The organism is Nocardia sp. NPDC059180, assembly GCF_042754945.1.
Lineage (GTDB): Bacteria > Actinomycetota > Actinomycetes > Mycobacteriales > Mycobacteriaceae > Nocardia.
On record NZ_JBHZBU010000008.1, the window covers coordinates 169586 to 187892 of the forward strand.

Here is an 18307-nt window from a genome sequence, read left to right on the forward strand (position 1 = left end):
GGCCAGGCGTTCGGGTAGGTCCTGCATGTTTTCTCCAACGTCGGTGGGCGGTTTGGGCGGTATACGTCGAACGCATAGGTGTTCAGCGGCGGTAGGCATACGGTCTTTGTCGCGTCGCTCAGGTCGGGCACGTATGAGAGATCGGGGTTGGTGATGGCCGAGGCACGACACATGTTGATCGGGGACGTCCACCTACTGCTCACTGATGACCAGGGGCGTGTCCTATTCGGCCGGCGGGCGAATACTGGCTACGAGGACGGCGCCTACCACTTGCCGTCAGGGCACCTCGAGGCCGGCGAATCCCTGGTGGCCGCGCTCGCACGGGAGGCGAAAGAAGAGATCGGGGTGACGATCGACCACTCCGACATCGAGTTCGTGCACGTCATGCACAACTCGTCTTCCGGCGGGCGGGTGGCGTTCTTCTTCGAGGTCCGCGAATGGCAGGACGGCCCGTCGAACATGGAGCCGGACAAGTGCGATGACCTGTCTTGGTTCTCCCTTGACACGCTCCCAGACCGGACGATCCCCTACTGTCGAGAAGCGTTGCGGCACATCGCAGCAGAACGTAAGTTCTCGGTGTACGGCTGGTAGTGGTTCGGCTGCGGGTGCGATCGCCTCTCTCGGTGGCACCCCGCAGCCGACGACCTCGCTCAGATGACGTTCCAGTCGGTGAGCGAGGAGACAAGCCCCTCGAAATGCTGCCGCGTCATGCGTTTGCGGTAGGCGACTTCGGGGGTTTCCCGCGCGGCGCCGTACTGCCACCATGCCTGCCCTGTCGCGTTGTCCATGACCAGGAATCGGTCGGCCATCGCCGGGCCGCGCACGACGATTGACACGGTTCCGGGCTCGGCGACGACTGCGTGGATCGCGCTGTGGTGCAGGGTGTAGCTCACGCCGACCTGCTCCTGGCGGACATGCATCGCGTGCAGGGTCGCGGGGTCGAGGTCGGTGTGAAGGTCCACGGGGCTATAGATCCGGTGTCGGTATTCGCCGCGCAGGATGTGGCTGGAGTAGGTCCAGCGATGGTTGTGGGGTCGGTCGTGGTAGCCGGGGCCGAAAATGTGCAGCCTGACCCGGATCCCCGATTCGGGGTCGTCGAACAGGACGAGCTTGTCGAGGATGTCGTAGTGCTCGCACAGTGCCATCAGCCGCGGGTCTTGGCGGATCGCAACCAACCCGCGCCGTAGCAGATATCGGCCGCCGGCCATGTGGGCGAAGATCTTTCGCGTCGCGGAATCGACCGCTTCCACGTCGTTCCAGTCCACGCTGCGTAGGGGGTCCCGCAGGGTTTCGAAGGTGATCAATGGGAGCTCCTATTCGGGTTTGGCGCTGGACTTCCACAGGCGGCAGACGGGCACGATGTCGGGGTACTCGGCGCAGGAGCTGGCTCCCATCACGATCTTCTCGGCAGGGCAGCCGCCGAAGCAGGCCGTCGTGTTACATCCGGAGCAGGCGTTGTCGATGAGTGGGAGGGTGAACAGGTCGAACTCGTTGGCCGTGGTGTCCCGGTTGAGCACGACGTGATTGCCCTGCATCCGCGCGAGGTACATGTCGGTGTCGAACAGGTAGGAGCAGACGTAGGCGCGGCCGTCGGGGAAGATGCTGATGCGGTCCAGCGTCCGACCGATGCAGCCTTGGTAGCCCTCCGCGGCGTAGCGGTCCATCTGGTCACGGCGAGCGTAGGTGGGCTGGAACCAGACTCTGGTTTTGTGCTCAGGGGCGATCGCTTCAAGGCGCGTGCAGAAGTTCACCCATTCTGGTGGTGTCATGGCCATGTCCTGGTTGCCGTGGCCGGTTCCGATCGTGCTGAACACGTGGAACTTGACCAACGATGCACCAATTTCATCGGCGATACCGAGAAGGTTCAGCGCGTCGGTCTCGTTGGCCTTGTTGACTGTGCAGATGATGCGGGTGTCGAAGCCGCGGTCGCACAGTTCGGCACTGGTCTCCATCGCGATGTCGAATGTGCCTGCCCCGCGCACCGCGTCGTGGGTGTCTGCGCTGCCGCCGTCGAGACTGACTTGGATGTAGGCGAAGTCGGCCGGATCGAGCTGCGCGAACTTTCGGCGGGCAGGCTTTTGGGCATTGGTCGTGGTGATGACGTGGTCGTAGCCGATCTTCCGGGCAGCCCGGATGGAGTGAGCGTAGAACGGGTGGAGTGTGGGTTCGCCGCCCAGGATGGTGAGCTTGTCGCCGCCCATCTTCCGCCACACCGTGAGGGTCTCGATGATCTGCTTGGGCGTCATTTTCAGGGCGCGGTCCAGCCGCTCGCCCATGTAGCAGTGTTCACACCGGAGTTGGCAGGCTTCGGTGATGTAGAGGTAGACGTTTCGGAAGCGGCCGTATGCGATTCGATCGACGCGCTCCGGTTCGGGAGCCATGTGGGCGCGCGGCATTCGAGCGTGGCCATAGCTGTCGGGTGTGATCGAGGGCGTGGGAAGAGGAACGGTGGTCATGCGGTGCGGCTCCTGCTGATCAGCATCGGCTCGAGCCGACGGGCCATGACGGTCGGCGCGATGTCGGCGTCGAGAGTGGTTATCGGATAGCCGGCCTGAGCGAACGTTTCGCGGATCGCACCGGTGGTGTCCTCGTGTCGACGACTCCGTGCGGCAAACAGCGACGGTGCGTCACTGCGGCGCGGATGCAGGAGGCTTCCGCAGCGCCCGCATTTCCACGAGTTCGACGCGGCCGCTACGGCGGGAATTCGCGGATCATCAATCGGATCCTTCTCGCAGTGGTGGCACACGCGCCGCCTTCGGGCACGACTCTTGCGAGCGCGCTCATCTAGTACCAACTCGACCGGCTCGAGCTTGCACTGCGGAGCGATGTCGGTAAGGGCGTCGATCAGCATCCTGGCTTGCCTACTCGTGCCCGGGAAATTGTCGAGGAGGACGGTATGGACGAGCGGGTCTTCAGTGGCGCGTTCGAGGTAGTTTCGGACTGTCGGCTCGATGACGCTGTCGTCGATCCAGCCAAGTCGATCGACCGCTGATGTCGTGGCGGCGAGGATATCGACAGGCACATGCTCACGCAGGCGGAAAACCTGGCGCATCGGTGTGGCTTCGAGCGCGAGGGTGAGCGTCGTCTTCCCGACCGCCGGCGGCCCGAGAATGGGCACCAGGATGGATAGCGCCATATCGCTCCTTTCAGAGTTTCTACGCGGATTCGATAACCATCCCTGTCGTGCCGGGCGGGTGGCCACGCGCGAAATGCATTGCGGGCATACGTCAGACGCATATTTCGATCGCCGCCGGGTGATAGCGTCAGCTGATCTACTCATGGTTGCGACATCGTTGGAGCGGGGAAGATGACGCGCACGACCGAGGAGCGCCGTTGCGCTCATTGCGGCGGCCACCTCAGCCGCTATAACCCGGGGATGTGGTGCGGGACGTGTACGACGACACCCACCGATGAGCCGGTCGAGATGCCTGCCCAGTTCTGGTGGAGCGAGCACATGCTCGCAGCACTGTCCAGCTGGCATATGGGGCGGGTCATCTACGCCTACCGCACCCACCCAGTCCATGGTCGGCCGATACCGCAGGAGCGGCTGGCCAATTGGCTCGACCTGACTCAGGCGCAGCTGAGTCGAATCGAGAAAGGCCCAGCTCCCGAGCATCTGACCAAATTGATCCGGTGGGCGACGATCATGCGAATCCCCGGCGAACTGCTGTGGTTCAAGTTGCCGGTCGCGTCTACGCTCGACGAAGTGAACCGCAACGAATTCCTGCGGGCCGCGGCAGCAGCGGTCACGGCGACAGCAGTCGCCGCGCCGCACGGTCTCCAGCAACTGCTGAACGACACTCGACTCACTGAGATACCCACACGCGTCGGCCCAGTGGAGATCGAACAGCTGCGTGCGGCATCGAGCCTCTTTGCCGGCTGGGATGCGAGGTACGGCGGTGGATTGGTCCGCGACGTTGTCGCGGCCCAGCTGCGCGTCGCCACGTCGTATCTGCGCGCAGGATGCGCGCCACGGCACCGCGACGAGCTATACCTGGCGGTGGGGTCGCTCAGTCACACAGCAGGGTTCATGGCATTCGATGCCTGCGTGCACCATGACGCCACCGAGATGTTCTCTTTGGCATTGAAATGCGCCGAGGAGGCCGATGCGTGGCACCTGCGCGCGAAGGTTCTCTCCTCGATGGCACGCCACACAATCTGGACCGGCAAGCCGAAGGAAGGGCTTCGCCTCGCAGACCGGGCGTTCCTCTATTCGGACCGGCTCACCCCCACCGAGCGGGCAATGCTCTACACCACACAGGCCCGCGCCTACGGCAAGCTCGGTGACGTGGAGGCGGTTGTCGCTGCAGTCGGGCGCGCTGACGAACAATTCGGTCGCGCAACACCCTGCGAGGACCCATCCTGGATGGCCTACTACGACGCCGCCCAGCACGCAGGCGACACCGGGCACGCATTATTCGACATCGCCGTACGCGGAAAGTTCGGTGGCGAGGCACGAAAGAGATTAGAAACCGCCGTCACAGGCCACACCGCCTCCGCCGAACGCTCTCGCACGATCTCGACGATCAAACTCGCCTCCCTCACGATGAAGACTGCCGACCCCGAAGAAGCGGCCGCTATCGGCGCCCGTGCAGTCGCACGCGCATCGACCCTCAAATCCATGCGCGCGGCCGAGGATCTCCACGAGCTGCGCTCATTCGCGCGCCGTGCTGGAGTGAACCTCCCGCAGGCAGCGAACCGGTGAGCAGCCAGGACCTCGACGCCATCGCCTGCGCTGCCTGCACGGCCGCCGGATTGACGGCGCCTGACCTGGAGCCGATCAAGGTAGCCGAGAACGCGATCTACCGACTTCCGAATTCGCGAATCGTCATACGCATCGCGAAGCCCGGCCAGCGGGGCGCCGCTGAACGCGAGCTACTCATCGCCGACTGGCTCCGAGACTCGAACGTGCCAGCCGTCGAACCGGCAGACATCGCGACCCCGTTCGTCATGATCGAGGATCGGCCGGTGACCTTCTGGAAGGAGCTATCCGAACACCGCGGCGGCACCGCAACAGAAATCGCACTCGCCCTGCGCAGACTCCACGCCCTCGAATCACCGCCGTTCCTCTCCGCACTGGACCCATTCGTCCGACTCGACAAACGCATCGACGCCGCCTCCACCGTGGCCGACCACGACGGCCAGTGGCTACGCCAGCACCTCGACACACTGCGAGAAAACTGGGCCGAACAGCCTGACGGACTATCCTGGGGCCCGATCCACGGCGACGCCTGGGAAGGCAATGTCGTCACCACTAACGACGGCACGACGCTATTCCTCGATCTAGAACGCACATCCATCGGCGCGCCCGAATGGGACTTGGTCTCGACAGCCATCAAACACACCTCGTTCGGCTGGATCACCCGAGAGCGATACACCCGCTTCGAGCAGGCTTACGGCTTTGATGTCACCGACTGGACCGGGTTCCCACTGCTCCGAGACATCCGTGAGATGCGGATGACCTGCATGGCCGCACAGGCTGCCGCCTCCAATCCCACTCATGTCAATCAGGCGCAACTGCGCATTGATTGCCTACGTGGCCGTCGCGGCCCGCGTCCGTGGGCCGGTTGGGAACCCATCCCCTAGCCGAAACTTGGTCTAGGCGAACGTCGGAGCGCTCGATGTTTGCATTGCCCTGACCAAGCCATGCTCGGGCGCGAACTTCACCAGCTTCTCGAGCCCGAGCGCTGAAGGAGCTGGTTCTGCACGCATCGACGCTCTTACGGTGCCTGATGGGCGGGCGACCGCAAAGTTCCCGCAGCCCCGGCCAAGGACGCCCTATAGGAAGGGGCGGTCACTGGCGGAGCAAAAGTATTCGAACTGTGTACTATTCCGGCCGTCGGGGCGCGACCAAAGCCAGCAGTCGCCTCCAGACTTGTCGTTGTACAACCCTGAGCGTCGATCTTGCGGATCAAGATCGCCTATTGAGATCTCGACTGTGTTCGCGGAAGGCCTGGCTTTCACCCTACGGCGTTAATTGCATCCGAGGTCAGTTTCAACAACCGAGCCGGCGTACGCGGTCATTCTTCTCGTCGGGCCCGCGCTCGGCGCTTTCCTTCGTGCATGGCCTGCACCCGGGCCACCGGAATCGTGTGACCCTCCTCGATCAAGTCTCGGGGAAGTTCTTGCAGGGCAGGCATTTCCGACTGCCAGGGATCGTTGTCGCCGATCAGCTCGGGCACGGTCCGCAGCGTGAAATCTGCCGGTGATACGCCGTCTAGATCCGACCAGCGCAGCGGAAAGGACACGGTGGCGCCCGGCCGGATGCGCGGGCTGTAGGCCGCGGCCACGGTGGCGCCGCCCGCGCGGGTGGCATCGAGGAAAACCTTGCCCTGCCGGTCTTCGCGGATAAAAGCGGTCGTGCCGACCGAGGGATCGATCCGTTCGGCGCGGGCCGCGATCGCCCGCGTGGCCGCGGCGGCATCCTCGACGTCGATACCCGCCACGACCGGCACGAAGACGTGCAGCCCTCTGGAACCGCTCGTCTTCACCGCCCCCGCCAGCCCATCGGCGGCCAGCGCCTCCCGGATCAGCCGTGCACCGGCCACCGCGTCGGCAAAGCTCTGGCCCGGCGAGGGATCGAGATCGAGCACGAGATGGGTGGGTTCGGGTGCGGAATCCGCGTGGAACAGGGTCGGGTGATATTCGACCGCGCGCTGATTGGCGAACCAGATCAACGTGCGCAGGTCGTCGCACAGCGCGTAGCTGATCTCCCGCCGCGAACTCTGCGCCCATACCGTCGTCCTCGCCACCCACTCCGGCGTGTACTTCGGGAGATTTTTCTGTGTGAACGGCTCCTGCCCCGGCCGAACCCGCACCACCGACAGTGGCCGTCCGCGAAGTACCCGAAGCAACCGCTCGCCGGCGAACTCCAGGTAGTTCACCAGATCCGCCTTGGTCGCCTCGGCCCGGTCGAACAAGGGCTGATCGAGATTGGACAGTTCGACACCGTGACGCAACCCGTCTCCCGACATCGCTCCACACTCCCCCGCCACCGGGCGCCCGTCAATCGGTGTTTTCCACAATGCCGAGCCGAGTGAGACCGAGCCGATCGCTTCGCCGACGACATCATCGGCAGATTCTGAGCACAGTTGTCGGGCAGGTCATCATCGGAAAGGTGATTCCGTGACTTCGTTCATCGGGCGGCGGCGTCCAGCCATTGCGGTCGACTCTGGCCGCCCAGCTACATTGCTGAACCACTGCGGTAGGCGGCTGCGGCGTCCTGCAGAGAGTCGATCAACAGGCGGCCCGGGTAGTCACGGCGCAGGTAACGGTCTCGGTAATAGCAGTCCCAGTAGCTGGAGACACGTTGGCTGGTCAGATGGAGGAACTCGGTGTTGGCAACGCAAAACCGCCCGTAGGCCAGGCGGTGGGGTGTGCCGGGTTCGTCGAGGGCGGTGAGTCTCTGCTGAATGCTGATGACGATGTCGAGCACGTATTCGCCGACGAGTTGGACAACGTAGGGGACGATCCACGGGTCGGTGGCTTCGATGATCCGGTTGAGGTGGTGTTGACGAACGCGCCCGTCGTGGTGGCGGGTGTAGAGACAGTGCAGGATCTTGGTTTGCCTCGCAGAAAGCCGTCCGAAGACATCCTCGGCTAGTTCAGCGTTGTACAGACGGTAAGGGATGGTGAGGTCCTCGCCCTCGACCCGGACGGCAAAGGACCCCGCAGGTTCGAGGTGTGCAGGTGGCAGTATCTGCGCGATGACCCACACATCGGCAGCGAGAGGTGCGGGGAACGCGGGTAGAAGTGCGAGTGCGAGTCCAGATAGCCGGCTATCGGCAGCTTCCATTACCCGGACATACCCGATGGGAATGCGGCACCGCCAGATATGACCGCCCGCATGATGGTCTTGCGCATTTCTCTCCTCGGTCGATGGCCCGCCCGCCGCAGCTCGGCTGAAGGCCGCAGGGTTCGAACCGGCGCGCACCGGTCAGGTGAAAACGTAATCGGCCAGCGGGAAGTGCCCGCTGCGCCACGCCGCTTCGACGGTAGACGCGGGGCGAAGCGGGACGTCGCCGTGCTTGTCGAAGTAGTAACTGTTCGCGCTCGCGCAGCTGTCCTGCCAGAACACCTGGCCGCCGCGGCGGGCGAGCATTTCGCGGAAGTATCGGTCGTTGGCTTCTTCGGTGACCTCGATGCGGTCGGAGTCGGTGGTGCGGGCGTGGTGCAGGCAACGAAGGATGTGGCGGGTCTGGTTCTCGATCAGGGTGAAGTAGGACGCGCCGTTGTAGCCGTAGGGGCCGATGATGGAGAAGAAGTTGGGGAAGCCGGGGACACTCACGCCCTCGTAGGCCTGCAGGCGGTTCTCATCCCACCAGGTCTCCAGGTTGCGGCCGGCGACGCCGTGCAGGTCGTAGGTGGGCATGTTGCCCGATTCCATCACTTTGAAGCCGGTGGCGAGGATAAGTACGTCGGCGGCGTGTTCGGCACCTGTGTCGGTGCGCACACCGGTGGGTGTGATCGCGCTGATCGCCGTGGTTTCCAGCGTGACGTTGGAGCGGTTGAAGGTCGACAGGTAGTCGTTGGAGAAGCTGGGCCGTTTGCAGCCGAGCGCGTATTTCGGGGTCAGCGCCTCCCGTACGACCGGGTCTTTCACCTGTCGACGGAGGTGGGCCAGCCCTGCGCGTTCGCCGAGCGCGGCGGTCGGCAGGGAACGGTAATAGTGGGCGGCGAGGGGGAAAGTGAACTCGACGTAGGTTTGGCTCACCAGCCGGGTCAGCGTGCGCCCACCTGGAACTTTCATCGCCAGGCGCATGGGGAGCGGCAGCGGCATATCGGGGCGGGGCAGGCACCAGATCGGCGTGCGCTGGAACACCGTCAGATGCGTTACCTGCGGTGCGATCTCGGGAATCACTTGGACGGCCGACGCACCGGTACCGATGATCGCGACCCGCTTACCCCGCAGATCATGGCGGTGGTCCCAGCGCGAGGTGTGCATCGTGACGCCGGCGAAACTGTCGATCCCGGGGATATCAGGGAGCTTGGGACGGGTGAGCACGCCGGTCGCGCTGATCACGAAACGCGCCGTGAGATCGCCTGCGTCCTCGGTGTGCAGGACCCAGCGATGGGCGTCCTCGTCGAAGTCCGCGCCGGATACGGTGGTGCCGAAGCGAATACGCGGCCGCAGCTCGTACTTGTCGACACACGATTCGGCGTAGGCCTTGAGTTCGCGCCCCGGCGCGTAGACCCGCGACCAATCGGTGCGCTGTTCGAAGGAGAACTGATAGCTGAACGACGGAATATCGACGGCGACACCAGGATAGGTGTTCCAATGCCAGGTTCCACCGACACCGTCGGCGTCGTCGACGATCAGGAAGTCGTCGAATCCGGCGTTGCGCAACGCGATCGCCGCACCGATCCCGGAGAACCCGGCGCCGACGATAATGATCTCGTGGTCGATTCCGTTGGTGGTCATGCAATCTCCTTCGGCCGAGTGCGAATGTCAGCGGCGGTGGCGAGTTCGGGCGGGTTGTGCGTGCGGCCCGACCGGGCGACCATTCGCACGACATGTCCGGCGTCCTCGGCGTAGACGATGGTGTCGACCCGGTGTTCGATCCCGTCGACCGTGCGCACACCCAGCGGCACCAACCGCGCAACCGGCCAGGTCACCAGGGTGCAGTGCGGTTGCCGCAGTGTGCGGTAGTAGCTGTTGTGCACCGCGACGCCTGCGGTGTCATCGGGCGTGAGCCGGTCCCGCATCCACGAATCATGCACCTGAACACGCAGATTAACGTGCGCGATCAGCCGCACGACCCAATCGGGGGCTCGCCGCAGCACCGCCGCACCCGGCATCGGCGCCCGCGGCAGAATCCACACCGCATCGGCCTGGAAAACCGTCACCCGCGCGGCCTCCGCAGCGATTCCCGGCAGTAGCCGCGCCGCCGCCGCACCGGTGCCGATGATCGCAACCCGCCGGTCGGTGAACTGGTTGCGCGGGACGAAAGCCGTGCAGCTCAGCTGAGGGCCGGTAAAAGTCTCCGCGAACCGGGGCGCGGTCATTTCGCGACCGGCTCATAGGTCAGCTCGTCCGACCAGGATGGCTTGCGGCCGAGCACGCGGACAGGGAACCGGTCGATACACGCATTGGACACATCGGCCAGCAGCTGGAACGGCTGACGGCGATGGATCGTGGCCTTACCGTGCATCTTCACCACGTGATACAGCGGCATCCGCCGAATCGACGGGCTACGCTCGCCGACGTTCTCGTAGCGGCGCACCGCCTGCCACAGCTTCTCCTCGTCGAGCCCGAGGGCGATGATGTTGGTCGACATCCGCGACAGCAGCGGCGCGTACAGCAGCGCGCCGAGCACGAACGACGGCCGCACCGCGAAACCGGCTGTCTCGATGGCGATCCGGCGCAGCGGCCCGGCGCCGAGCTGTTCGAGAACCTGGAAACCGACGGCCAAGTGCCGGGATTCGTCACTGTTGATGTGCCGGAACACCTCGTGACACACCGGGTCCTCGACCTCGTCCAGCAGGAACTTCACCAGCGCGCCATCGAGCGCGGTCTCCAGCGAAGGGATGACGGTGCCGAGCACCGGCAGCGACAGCTGATCGGCGTAGCGGTCGAGCCAGCTGATGACCAGGCGGATGTTCTTGTTGGGCAACGGCATCGCGTCACCGTCGAGCATCCCCCACCTGCGCATCAGCGCCAGTTCGGCATTGGCGTGCTTCTGCTCCTCGGCGTGGAAGTACCGGTAGATCTCCCGCAGTGGTCCCGGTGGCGCCTGGTGCACGAGTGCGGCGAAGCCGCGGGCTCCCACATGCTCGATCCATACGAGATCGGCCATGAAGGTGGCCAGCCGCGGTCGCTGCTCGTCGGTGATCGTGTCGGCACCCGGTGCGTCCCAGTCGATATCGGCCAGCGCCCACTGCTTGGCGCGGATGGTGGCGAGCATATCGGGATAGGCGAACGTCATTGTTCGAACTCCTTCGACGTGGTGGATCAGCGCACGACCCGCTGCAGCAGGCCGGCCGAACGGGTGTAGGTCGCGGGCATCCACCGTTTGGCCTGCCACAGCATCTTGGCCTCCAGCTGCGGGACCACGTACAGCTCGCCGTGGTCGACGGCGTCGAGGGTGGTGCGGGCGATGGTCGCCGGTGCGCGACCGGTCCAGCGCAGGAGCAATCCGCCGAACCGCTCGGCGGTCTCGTCCATCGGTGAATCCGCTTGCATGATGTTGGTTTTGACACCGGTCGGGCACAGCACGGTGACGCCGACTCCGGTGCCCGCCAGCTCGGCGGACAGTGTCTCCGACAGTGCCAGCACGCCTGCCTTGCTGACGTTGTATGCGGCCATCCGCGGCGCGGCGCCGAATGCGGCCGCCGAGGCGACATTCACGATCGCCCCGCGCCCGGCCGTCCGCAGAATCGGCGCGAAGACGTGACAGCCGTGGATGACACCCCACAGATTGACGTCGAGGGTGCGGTGCCAGTCGTCGAGGGCGAACTCGCCGACCACGGGTCCCCCGGCCCCGATGCCCGCATTGTTGACGACGAGGGTGGGTGCACCGGCGAACCAGTCCTGCGCGGTGGCCGCCAGCCGGTCGACCTCGCCGATCGCGGTGACATCACAGTCTGTGCTGATCGCCTTCCCGCCGGCGGCCTCGACCAATCCGGCGGTGTCCGCTGCACGGTCGTGGTCGATGTCGGAACAGACGACGCGGCCGCCGCGCCTGCCGAGTTCGATGGCGAACGACCGCCCGATGCCGCTGCCCGCGCCGGTCACCACGGCGTCGGCGTTCGCGGTCCGGCGGTCTCCGCCGAAGGGAAACAGTCGCATGGCAACTCCCGGGTCGACCCGGCGAGGCTCGAATTGGTGGCAACTGCCACCATTGGCCGCACCTGACACCAATTAGGCTCGCGACGGAGTACTTTGTCAACCATGGATGTGCGCGCACCGGCACGGACCTGGGGTGGGTTGACCACCGACGAGCGCAGAGCACAGCGGCGGACCAGCCTGGTCGAGGCCGCCCTCGACATCTGGATCGACAACGGGTGGGCCGCGGTGACCATGCGCGGGGTCTGCCAGCGCACCTCGCTCAACGACCGCTACTTCTACGAGCACTTCGCAGATCGAGACGAATTGCTGGCCGTGGTTTGGGACGAAGTGTGCGCGGAAGTGTTCGCCGAGCTGGCAAGCGTCGTCGCCGAGAACGCCGACCGCACGCCGCTCGAGATCATGCGCGCCGCCATCGCCCGCTCCGTCGAGCTGCAATCCGATCCGCGCGGCCACGCCAGAATCCTGCTGGCCGACCATGCAGGCAGCGCAGTCCTGGAACAGCGCCGAAAAACGATGCTCACCGACGCCACCGACCTGCTCATCGCCACCGCATGGCCTTACCTGCGCCCCGGCGTCGACGAGACCGCCATCCGCATGAGCACTCTGGCCGGTATCGGCGGCTTCATCGAACTGCTGTCGGCCTGGCGCACCGGCGTCCTCGACGTCGACACCGACCGCATCGTCGAGCACACCAGCGCGATCGCGGCCCAACTCGGGACGATGTTCTTGCCCGCGGAGCTCATCGGCGGCCAGTAGGTGCGCAGATCCGGAGATCTCGGCATTGTCTCCGTTGCGCATCTCGTGTGTCACCGCGCCGCACTCCACCGCCGGTCGGCTCGTAGTCTCAGTCGAGAGTTGACTCGGTATATACGGCAGATCTGTACGGATGCGTCGAGTTGCGGGAGCCGCTGATGGCGCGAATCAAAACCGGAGTCGTCGATCCGGGCCTGCACAGTCGGTTCGTCGCGGACTTCACCCACCGCAACGCCAAATTCCTGGCTACCGCCGCAGGCGCCGATTCTCTGTGGGCCGTTGACCACTTGATCGGGTTGTTCCCCTCCTCGGTGTGGACGCCGACCCACGTCGGCGCCGCGCGGGTCGCCCCCGCAGCGGACGCCTACTACGAAGCATGGACGATGCTCGGCTACGCCGCGGCCCGCAACCGACTCGGCCGGCTGCGCCTCGGCGTCGGGGTGACCGATACCGGTCGCCGTCATCCCGCCGTCACCGCGCAGGCCGCCGCGACATTGCACCTGCTCAGCGGTGGTCGCGCGATACTCGGGATCGGGCCAGGAGAGCGCGAGAACAACGAGCCTTATGGCATCGACTGGTCGCGCCCGGTGGCCCGATTCGAAGAAGCGATCGCGACGATCCGCGCGCTGTGGGCGTCCGACGGCAGCCCGATCACCCGCGACTCGGAGTTCTTTCCGCTACGTGACGCGGTGTTCGCGCTCCCGCCGCACCGCGGCACGCGACCAGAGCTGTGGATGGGTGCACATGGGCCGCGCATGCTGAAGGTGACCGGCCGCTATGCCGACGCCTGGCTACCGGCGTTCCCGAGCAGCCTGACCGACTACCGCGACAAACTCGATACGATCCGGTCCGCGGCTTCGGACGCAGGTCGCGACCCCTCAGCAGTGCGAGCGGCAGGCTGGATGTTCGTAGTCACCGCGAAATCACGGCCGATCGTCGAGGAGATCCTGAACTCTCCGATGATCCGCGCCTATGCGCTGTCCGCCTCGGCGCAATTGTGGGCACGCCACGGTGTCGAGCATCCACTGGGCCCGACGTTTTCCGGCGCACAGGACATTCTCCCGCAAACCATCGACGAGGCGACCGCGCTGGAGTACGGCAAACGCGCGCCTGAAGCACTGCTGTACGACGCGTTTGTGGCCGGCACACCCGCGGAGGTCTGCGACCAGATCGCCGAACGCCGCGACTACGGCCTGACCTACGCGGTGATGCTCGACCTCGGCGCAAGTCATCCCAGGCTCAGCACAGGCCTGCGGACCGCGGCGTCATTTGCGAAGGTCTTGCGCGGGGTGCGCCGGTTGTGACCACCGGTTTCCCCGCGCAACGCGATCATGTGCTGGGCTCGGTCCGCGCCGAGAACTCACTCTGGGCGGCGATGGCCGAACCCATCCAGCGGCGTAGGTAGGCGCGCAGCTGGTCGTCGGTGCGGGGTGGGTTGCCCGGGGAGACGAAGAACGAGTGCATCGTCCGCAGGACGTATTCGACGAGTTCGTGCAGGGCCGCGTCGTCGTAGCCGTGTTTGTCCCAGTCGACGTCGAAGCGGCGGATCATCGTCATGCCGAAGGCTTTGGCCTGGACCGAGGTGAGGCTGTCGGGGTCGACGTTGGCGTACGAGTTCGACAGCAGGATGCCAAGGTGCGGGGTGCGGCGGACTTCGGTGAGGGTGTAGACCACGCCTTCGGTCATCGCCTCGACCGGGTCGTCGAGGCCGGCGACGTGCACGGTCAACCGGTCCAGGAAACCGTCGACCGAGGCGATCGCCGCCGCCGTCATCAGCGCGTCGGAGCTGGGGAAATAGCGGTAGACGGTCTGGCGGATGACGCCGAGCGCTTCGGCGACGTCGGCGATGCTGATGGCCGCGCCGGTCCGGCCGATCAATTCGACCGCGGTCGCGACGATGCGCCGGTGCGCTTCCTCGTCATCCTTCGGCGGGGTCCCGCCCCACCCACGTCTGCGCGCCACCGGGCGGACGTTACCACTGCGCAGCAGGTGCCGGTCGTTCTCGCCGAAAGTAATCATACAAGCAGCAGCACATGCGTATGGTGCGTTGTCAGTGTGCTTCCCCACGCACACGACAGCCCTACTTTCCCGACGCGAGGTAACGCACTGTGACCAACCTTCAGCCCCGAAAGATGGATTTCGGATTCGACGACGCGGATGTCCCGTTCCTGTGGAACCCGCAGAACCCGGCCTGGTCGAGCATGTCCAATGCGGTGTCGTTCCTGGCAGTGGGCTTCGAGAAGATGATCGTGAAGCTGATCATGCAGCTCAAGCCCGTGTTCACCGACCCAGAAGTGGCCGAGGAAGCCACGGCGTTCATGCGCCAGGAAGGTCACCACTCGACCGCCCACCGCCAGCACGTCAAGGCACTGATCAAGCAATATCCCGGGCTGCAGAACACCCTCGACGCGGTGATCGGCGAGTTCGACCTGCTCACCGAGGCGACCTCGCACAACTACCGGCTCGCCTACACCGCCGACCTCGAAGCGACCTTCACCCCGGTCTTCAAGCTGATGCTCGACAACGAGGCGACGCTGTTCCGCCCGGGCGACGATCGGGTGGCGTCGCTGTTCATCTGGCATTTCGTGGAGGAGGTCGAGCACCGCAGCTCCGCGTTGATTCTGTTCAATTCCATTGTCGGAGACGAGCTCTACCGCATGCGGATGGCGCCGTCGATCTTCGCGCACGTGATGAAGGTGATCCGGATCGCCTGCGCGGGCTTCAATCAGCATGTCCCGCTCGCGGACCGGAAGGTCGACGCGATGGCGATGTTCGCCAGGCACCGGGCGAAGCAGAAGGTGCTGACAACCTTCGCGCCGTACCTCACCAAGGGCCCCATGCCGCGCGCGTTCGACGGACTCTCGCGCCGGGAGCAGCTCACCGCCCTCGCAGGCGTCTTCCGCAGTCAGATGCCCAAGCACGATCCGACACATGAGAACCTGCCCGCGCTCGCCGGTAGGTGGTTCGAGCGTTATGACGCGGGCTACGACTGCACTCGCTGGTACACCGCGGACCAGGACCAGCCGATGGAATCGGTGGTGAACTGATGTCTGATCTGTGTACACCTACTTTCGCCGATCTCGCTACGCGACTGGGGTTCTCGTGCGAGGAGGCCGGCGGGCTGGTCGAGTTCCGCAACCCGGCCGCACTGGAGAACTGGACGCTGCCGGTACTGGAGCTGACCATCGTGCTCGGCTCGGTGCTCGCACTGATCTACGCGATCGTGCGGCTCCGCAGGCACGGTGATCCGACGAATCTGGTGCTCTGGTTCGGCGCCACCGCCTACCTGTTCGTGATCGAACCGCCGCTGTACTTCCCGTCGGCGTTCGGTATCGCCGAACACGTCGACACGATGTTCGCGCACAACGTGTTCACCGTCGATTTCATGTGGGGCAGGCTCCCGCTCTACATCATCGCGATCTATCCACTGATGGCGACGCTTGCCTTCGAACTCGTCCGGATGCTCGGCATCTTCCGTCGCTACGGAGTGCTGCTCGGGGCGGTCTGCGTCGGCTTCGTGCACCACGCTTTTTACGAGATCTTCGACCAGATCGGCCCGCAGCTGCGCTGGTGGGAGTGGTCGGTGGACAATCCGATCAACCAGCCGATGTTCGATTCGGTGCCACTGCCGAGCGTGGTCGTCTTCGCCGCCCTGTGGCCGATGTCGCTGGCGCTGTGCGTGCAGTACTTCGTCGGCCGCCACGTCGACGCGGGCACGCGTTTCACCGGGTTGCAGCTGGTGTGGCGCACCGTGGTGATCGGACTACTCGCCTCGGTGGGCACCTTCGTGCTTCCGCTTCCCGCGACGGTCTTCGGGATGGGCAGCGACACCGTCCGCGGATTCCTGTACGCGGCGGAGCTTGTCGTGCTGTCGGTGGTTGCGGTGGTGTTGACGGTCCGCCAGTGGTCGGCACTGCGCGCGGGGACCTCCGAGGTGCGTGCCTACCGCAACGGCCTCGTGCAGTGGTACGCGCTGATCTACCTGGCGGTGATGGCACTGCTCTGGGCCACGGCGCTTCCCGATTTCTTCGCGGCGGAAGATGGAGTAACCGCGAACGGCGACCCCCTCGGCAACCTTTGGTACACGATCTCCTGCTTCGTCGTCGCGATCGCGGCAGTGCTCGCGACGTTCACAGTCCCACGGGGCGGCTCGGACGCCGACGACGCCGCACCCGTCACGCAAACGGCAGCATCCACCGCTCCGTAGCCGTCGCCCCGGGGCGAGACCCTCATCGACGTGTCTCGCCTCGGGCGCGGCGGGAGTTCACGACTTTCCTCGCGCGAATGAGCCGCAACGGCGATATGAACGGCGGCGCGGCCTTTCGATCGCCGGTCAGCCCGGGGGTTCGTCCGATGTGCCAGACCGTGGCCGCCCATACCGACTGGTGAGGCTCCCAGCCCGGGCCACCGGGCCGAGCCCACCCGACCTCACAACGCCCGCCCAGCCGATGGTAGGCCGACCCGGTCGACGATGATGGCTGCGAGACATCTGAGGACGAGGAGAGATCGAGAATGCAATTGATCGGCGTGATCGGCGGCGGCACCATGGGTGCGGGCATCGCGGAGGTGGCCGCGCGGGCGGGCGGATCGGTCCTGATTCTGGAGCGCGACAGCGCGGCAGCCGACGCCGCCGTGGAACGGGTCGAGAAGTCGCTGGCGCGCGCGGTGAAATCGGGGCGGTTGGAGCAGTCGGCGGCCGATGAGGCGCGGGCGCGGATCGTCCTGACCACCGATATCGGCGACTTCGCCGATCGGGAACTGGTGATCGAAGCGGCGCCGGAGATCGAGTCGCTCAAGGCCGACTTCTTCGCCAAGCTCGACGCCATCGTGTCGCCGCAGACCATCCTGGCCACCAATACCTCCTCCATCCCGGTGATCCGTTTGGCCAATGCCACGGCGCACCCGGAGCGTGTGGTCGGCCTGCACTTCTTCAACCCGGTTCCGGTGCTGCCGCTGGTCGAGGTCGTGGTGACGCTGAAGACCGATCGGAAGGTCGCCGACGCAGTCACCGCCTACGCCCGCGACGTGCTCGGCAAGCGCACGATCGAATCGAAGGATCAGGCCGGATTCATCGTCAACGCGCTGCTGATCCCCTACCTGTGTCATGCGATTCGCATGTTCGAGACGGGGTTCGCGAGTGCCGAGGACATCGATGAGGGCATGGTCAGCGGCTGCGCGCACCCGATGGGTCCGCTGCGCCTGACCGACACCGTCGGACTCGATGTCACCCTCGCGGTGGCGGAATCGCTGTATGCCGAATTCGGCGAGCCCCAGTACGCGCCGCCGGTGCTGCTGCGTCGCATGGTCGACGCCGGATACCTGGGTCGCAAGGCCGGGCGAGGTTTCTACACCTACTGACGTCTCGTCAGGCCGGGCCGCCTCGAGCGGCCCGGCCGGTGCGATTCATGACACGGTGTCGTTGACTCCGGCCAGCGGCATCAAGGCTCGGATGACGACATGATGCGATCGGGCGTCGGGGATCCGGGCGGCGATATCTATCGCTTCCTGCCGGCTGCGGCAGCGCACGAGGTAGTAGCCCGCGAGATGGGACCCGCCGTCCGCGACGGGCTCCGGGCCGATTTCCACGGCGCCGTCACGCACCGCGACCGTGAGCGCGTCCCCCGGCTCTGTCAGTGGCGAGCAGTGGATCAGGCGACCGTCGTCGGCGAGTTGCGTTATCAGGGCGGCATGTTCGGCCATATCGGCGTCGATACCGTCGGGCTCCGTACCGAACCCACCGTTCGATCAGTGATTGAATCACCGATT

At 65.4% G+C, this 18307-nt stretch carries 19 protein-coding genes; 8 read left to right on the forward strand and 11 right to left on the reverse strand.

Features of this window, described 5'->3' with window-relative positions; translation table 11 throughout:
• Positions 1 to 153: 153 nt before the first annotated feature.
• Entirely contained in the window at positions 154 to 591 is a 438-nt protein-coding gene (locus tag ACFXNW_RS23595) for an NUDIX domain-containing protein (protein ID WP_379420099.1), read from the forward strand.
• A 59-nt stretch (positions 592 to 650) separates the two neighbouring features.
• Here the strand turns inward: ACFXNW_RS23595 and ACFXNW_RS23600 are convergent, their stop codons facing one another.
• From ACFXNW_RS23600 to ACFXNW_RS23610, 3 genes are read right to left on the reverse strand one after another with little or no spacing between them, the layout of a single operon-like run.
• Positions 651 to 1304 carry a hypothetical protein gene (locus ACFXNW_RS23600; protein ID WP_379419936.1) on the reverse strand — a complete coding sequence of 218 codons (654 nt, stop codon included), beginning with the start codon at positions 1302 to 1304 and terminating at the stop codon, positions 651 to 653.
• A 9-nt stretch (positions 1305 to 1313) separates the two neighbouring features.
• Entirely contained in the window at positions 1314 to 2456 is a 1143-nt protein-coding gene (locus ACFXNW_RS23605; RefSeq protein ID WP_379419937.1) for a radical SAM protein, read from the reverse strand.
• A complete protein-coding gene (locus ACFXNW_RS23610) occupies positions 2453 to 3118 on the reverse strand; it encodes a hypothetical protein (protein WP_379419938.1) in 666 nt (221 codons plus the stop codon). The genes ACFXNW_RS23605 and ACFXNW_RS23610 overlap by 4 nt, the downstream gene beginning before the upstream one ends.
• A gap of 189 nt (positions 3119 to 3307) precedes the next feature.
• Here ACFXNW_RS23610 and ACFXNW_RS23615 point away from each other — a divergent pair, with 189 nt between their 5' ends.
• A complete protein-coding gene (locus ACFXNW_RS23615) occupies positions 3308 to 4705 on the forward strand; it encodes an XRE family transcriptional regulator (RefSeq protein ID WP_379419939.1) in 1398 nt (465 codons plus the stop codon).
• Positions 4702 to 5586, forward strand: coding sequence for a phosphotransferase enzyme family protein (locus ACFXNW_RS23620; protein WP_379419940.1), 885 nt, complete (start codon positions 4702 to 4704; stop codon positions 5584 to 5586). Before ACFXNW_RS23615 ends, ACFXNW_RS23620 begins: the two co-directional genes overlap by 4 nt.
• A gap of 434 nt (positions 5587 to 6020) precedes the next feature.
• Here the strand turns inward: ACFXNW_RS23620 and ACFXNW_RS23625 are convergent, their stop codons facing one another.
• The 6 genes from ACFXNW_RS23625 to ACFXNW_RS23650 form a co-directional block, all read right to left on the reverse strand.
• A complete protein-coding gene (locus tag ACFXNW_RS23625) occupies positions 6021 to 6974 on the reverse strand; it encodes a DNA polymerase domain-containing protein (protein ID WP_379419941.1) in 954 nt (317 codons plus the stop codon).
• Between the two features lie 209 nt (positions 6975 to 7183).
• A complete protein-coding gene (locus ACFXNW_RS23630) occupies positions 7184 to 7717 on the reverse strand; it encodes a hypothetical protein (RefSeq protein WP_379419942.1) in 534 nt (177 codons plus the stop codon).
• Between the two features lie 219 nt (positions 7718 to 7936).
• A complete protein-coding gene (locus ACFXNW_RS23635) occupies positions 7937 to 9421 on the reverse strand; it encodes a flavin-containing monooxygenase (RefSeq protein ID WP_379419943.1) in 1485 nt (494 codons plus the stop codon).
• The gene (locus tag ACFXNW_RS23640) at positions 9418 to 10005 is read right to left on the reverse strand and encodes an NAD(P)/FAD-dependent oxidoreductase (RefSeq protein ID WP_379419944.1); all 588 of its coding nucleotides are present in this window, start codon (positions 10003 to 10005) and stop codon (positions 9418 to 9420) included. Before ACFXNW_RS23640 ends, ACFXNW_RS23635 begins: the two co-directional genes overlap by 4 nt.
• Positions 10002 to 10925: a ferritin-like domain-containing protein gene (locus ACFXNW_RS23645; protein ID WP_379419945.1), complete on the reverse strand. Its 924-nt coding sequence runs from the start codon at positions 10923 to 10925 to the stop codon at positions 10002 to 10004. Before ACFXNW_RS23645 ends, ACFXNW_RS23640 begins: the two co-directional genes overlap by 4 nt.
• A 26-nt stretch (positions 10926 to 10951) precedes the next feature.
• On the reverse strand, positions 10952 to 11788 hold the full coding sequence (locus ACFXNW_RS23650) for an SDR family NAD(P)-dependent oxidoreductase (RefSeq protein WP_379419946.1): 837 nt from the start codon (positions 11786 to 11788) through the stop codon (positions 10952 to 10954).
• Positions 11789 to 11896: 108 nt separating this feature from the next.
• Between ACFXNW_RS23650 and ACFXNW_RS23655 the strand changes: the two genes are divergently transcribed.
• On the forward strand, positions 11897 to 12544 hold the full coding sequence (locus ACFXNW_RS23655; RefSeq protein ID WP_379420100.1) for a TetR/AcrR family transcriptional regulator: 648 nt from the start codon (positions 11897 to 11899) through the stop codon (positions 12542 to 12544).
• Between the two features lie 155 nt (positions 12545 to 12699).
• Complete coding sequence (locus tag ACFXNW_RS23660; protein ID WP_379419947.1) at positions 12700 to 13845, forward strand: LLM class flavin-dependent oxidoreductase; 1146 nt, start codon at positions 12700 to 12702, stop codon at positions 13843 to 13845.
• Between the two features lie 25 nt (positions 13846 to 13870).
• Here the strand turns inward: ACFXNW_RS23660 and ACFXNW_RS23665 are convergent, their stop codons facing one another.
• Positions 13871 to 14503: a TetR/AcrR family transcriptional regulator gene (locus ACFXNW_RS23665; protein ID WP_379420102.1), complete on the reverse strand. Its 633-nt coding sequence runs from the start codon at positions 14501 to 14503 to the stop codon at positions 13871 to 13873.
• Between the two features lie 146 nt (positions 14504 to 14649).
• On the opposite strand from ACFXNW_RS23665, the gene ACFXNW_RS23670 reads away from it, so the two are divergent.
• The 3 genes from ACFXNW_RS23670 to ACFXNW_RS23680 all read left to right on the forward strand — a co-directional run bounded on the left by ACFXNW_RS23670 (position 14650) and on the right by ACFXNW_RS23680 (position 17899).
• A complete protein-coding gene (locus ACFXNW_RS23670) occupies positions 14650 to 15588 on the forward strand; it encodes a metal-dependent hydrolase (protein WP_379419948.1) in 939 nt (312 codons plus the stop codon).
• Positions 15588 to 16748, forward strand: a complete 1161-nt coding sequence (locus tag ACFXNW_RS23675; RefSeq protein WP_379419949.1) for a hypothetical protein — start codon at positions 15588 to 15590, stop codon at positions 16746 to 16748. Before ACFXNW_RS23670 ends, ACFXNW_RS23675 begins: the two co-directional genes overlap by 1 nt.
• Positions 16749 to 17053: 305 nt before the next feature.
• On the forward strand, positions 17054 to 17899 hold the full coding sequence (locus ACFXNW_RS23680; protein ID WP_379419950.1) for a 3-hydroxybutyryl-CoA dehydrogenase: 846 nt from the start codon (positions 17054 to 17056) through the stop codon (positions 17897 to 17899).
• A gap of 45 nt (positions 17900 to 17944) precedes the next feature.
• Here the strand turns inward: ACFXNW_RS23680 and ACFXNW_RS23685 are convergent, their stop codons facing one another.
• Positions 17945 to 18241: a YciI family protein gene (locus tag ACFXNW_RS23685; protein ID WP_379419952.1), complete on the reverse strand. Its 297-nt coding sequence runs from the start codon at positions 18239 to 18241 to the stop codon at positions 17945 to 17947.
• Positions 18242 to 18307 lie beyond the last annotated feature (66 nt).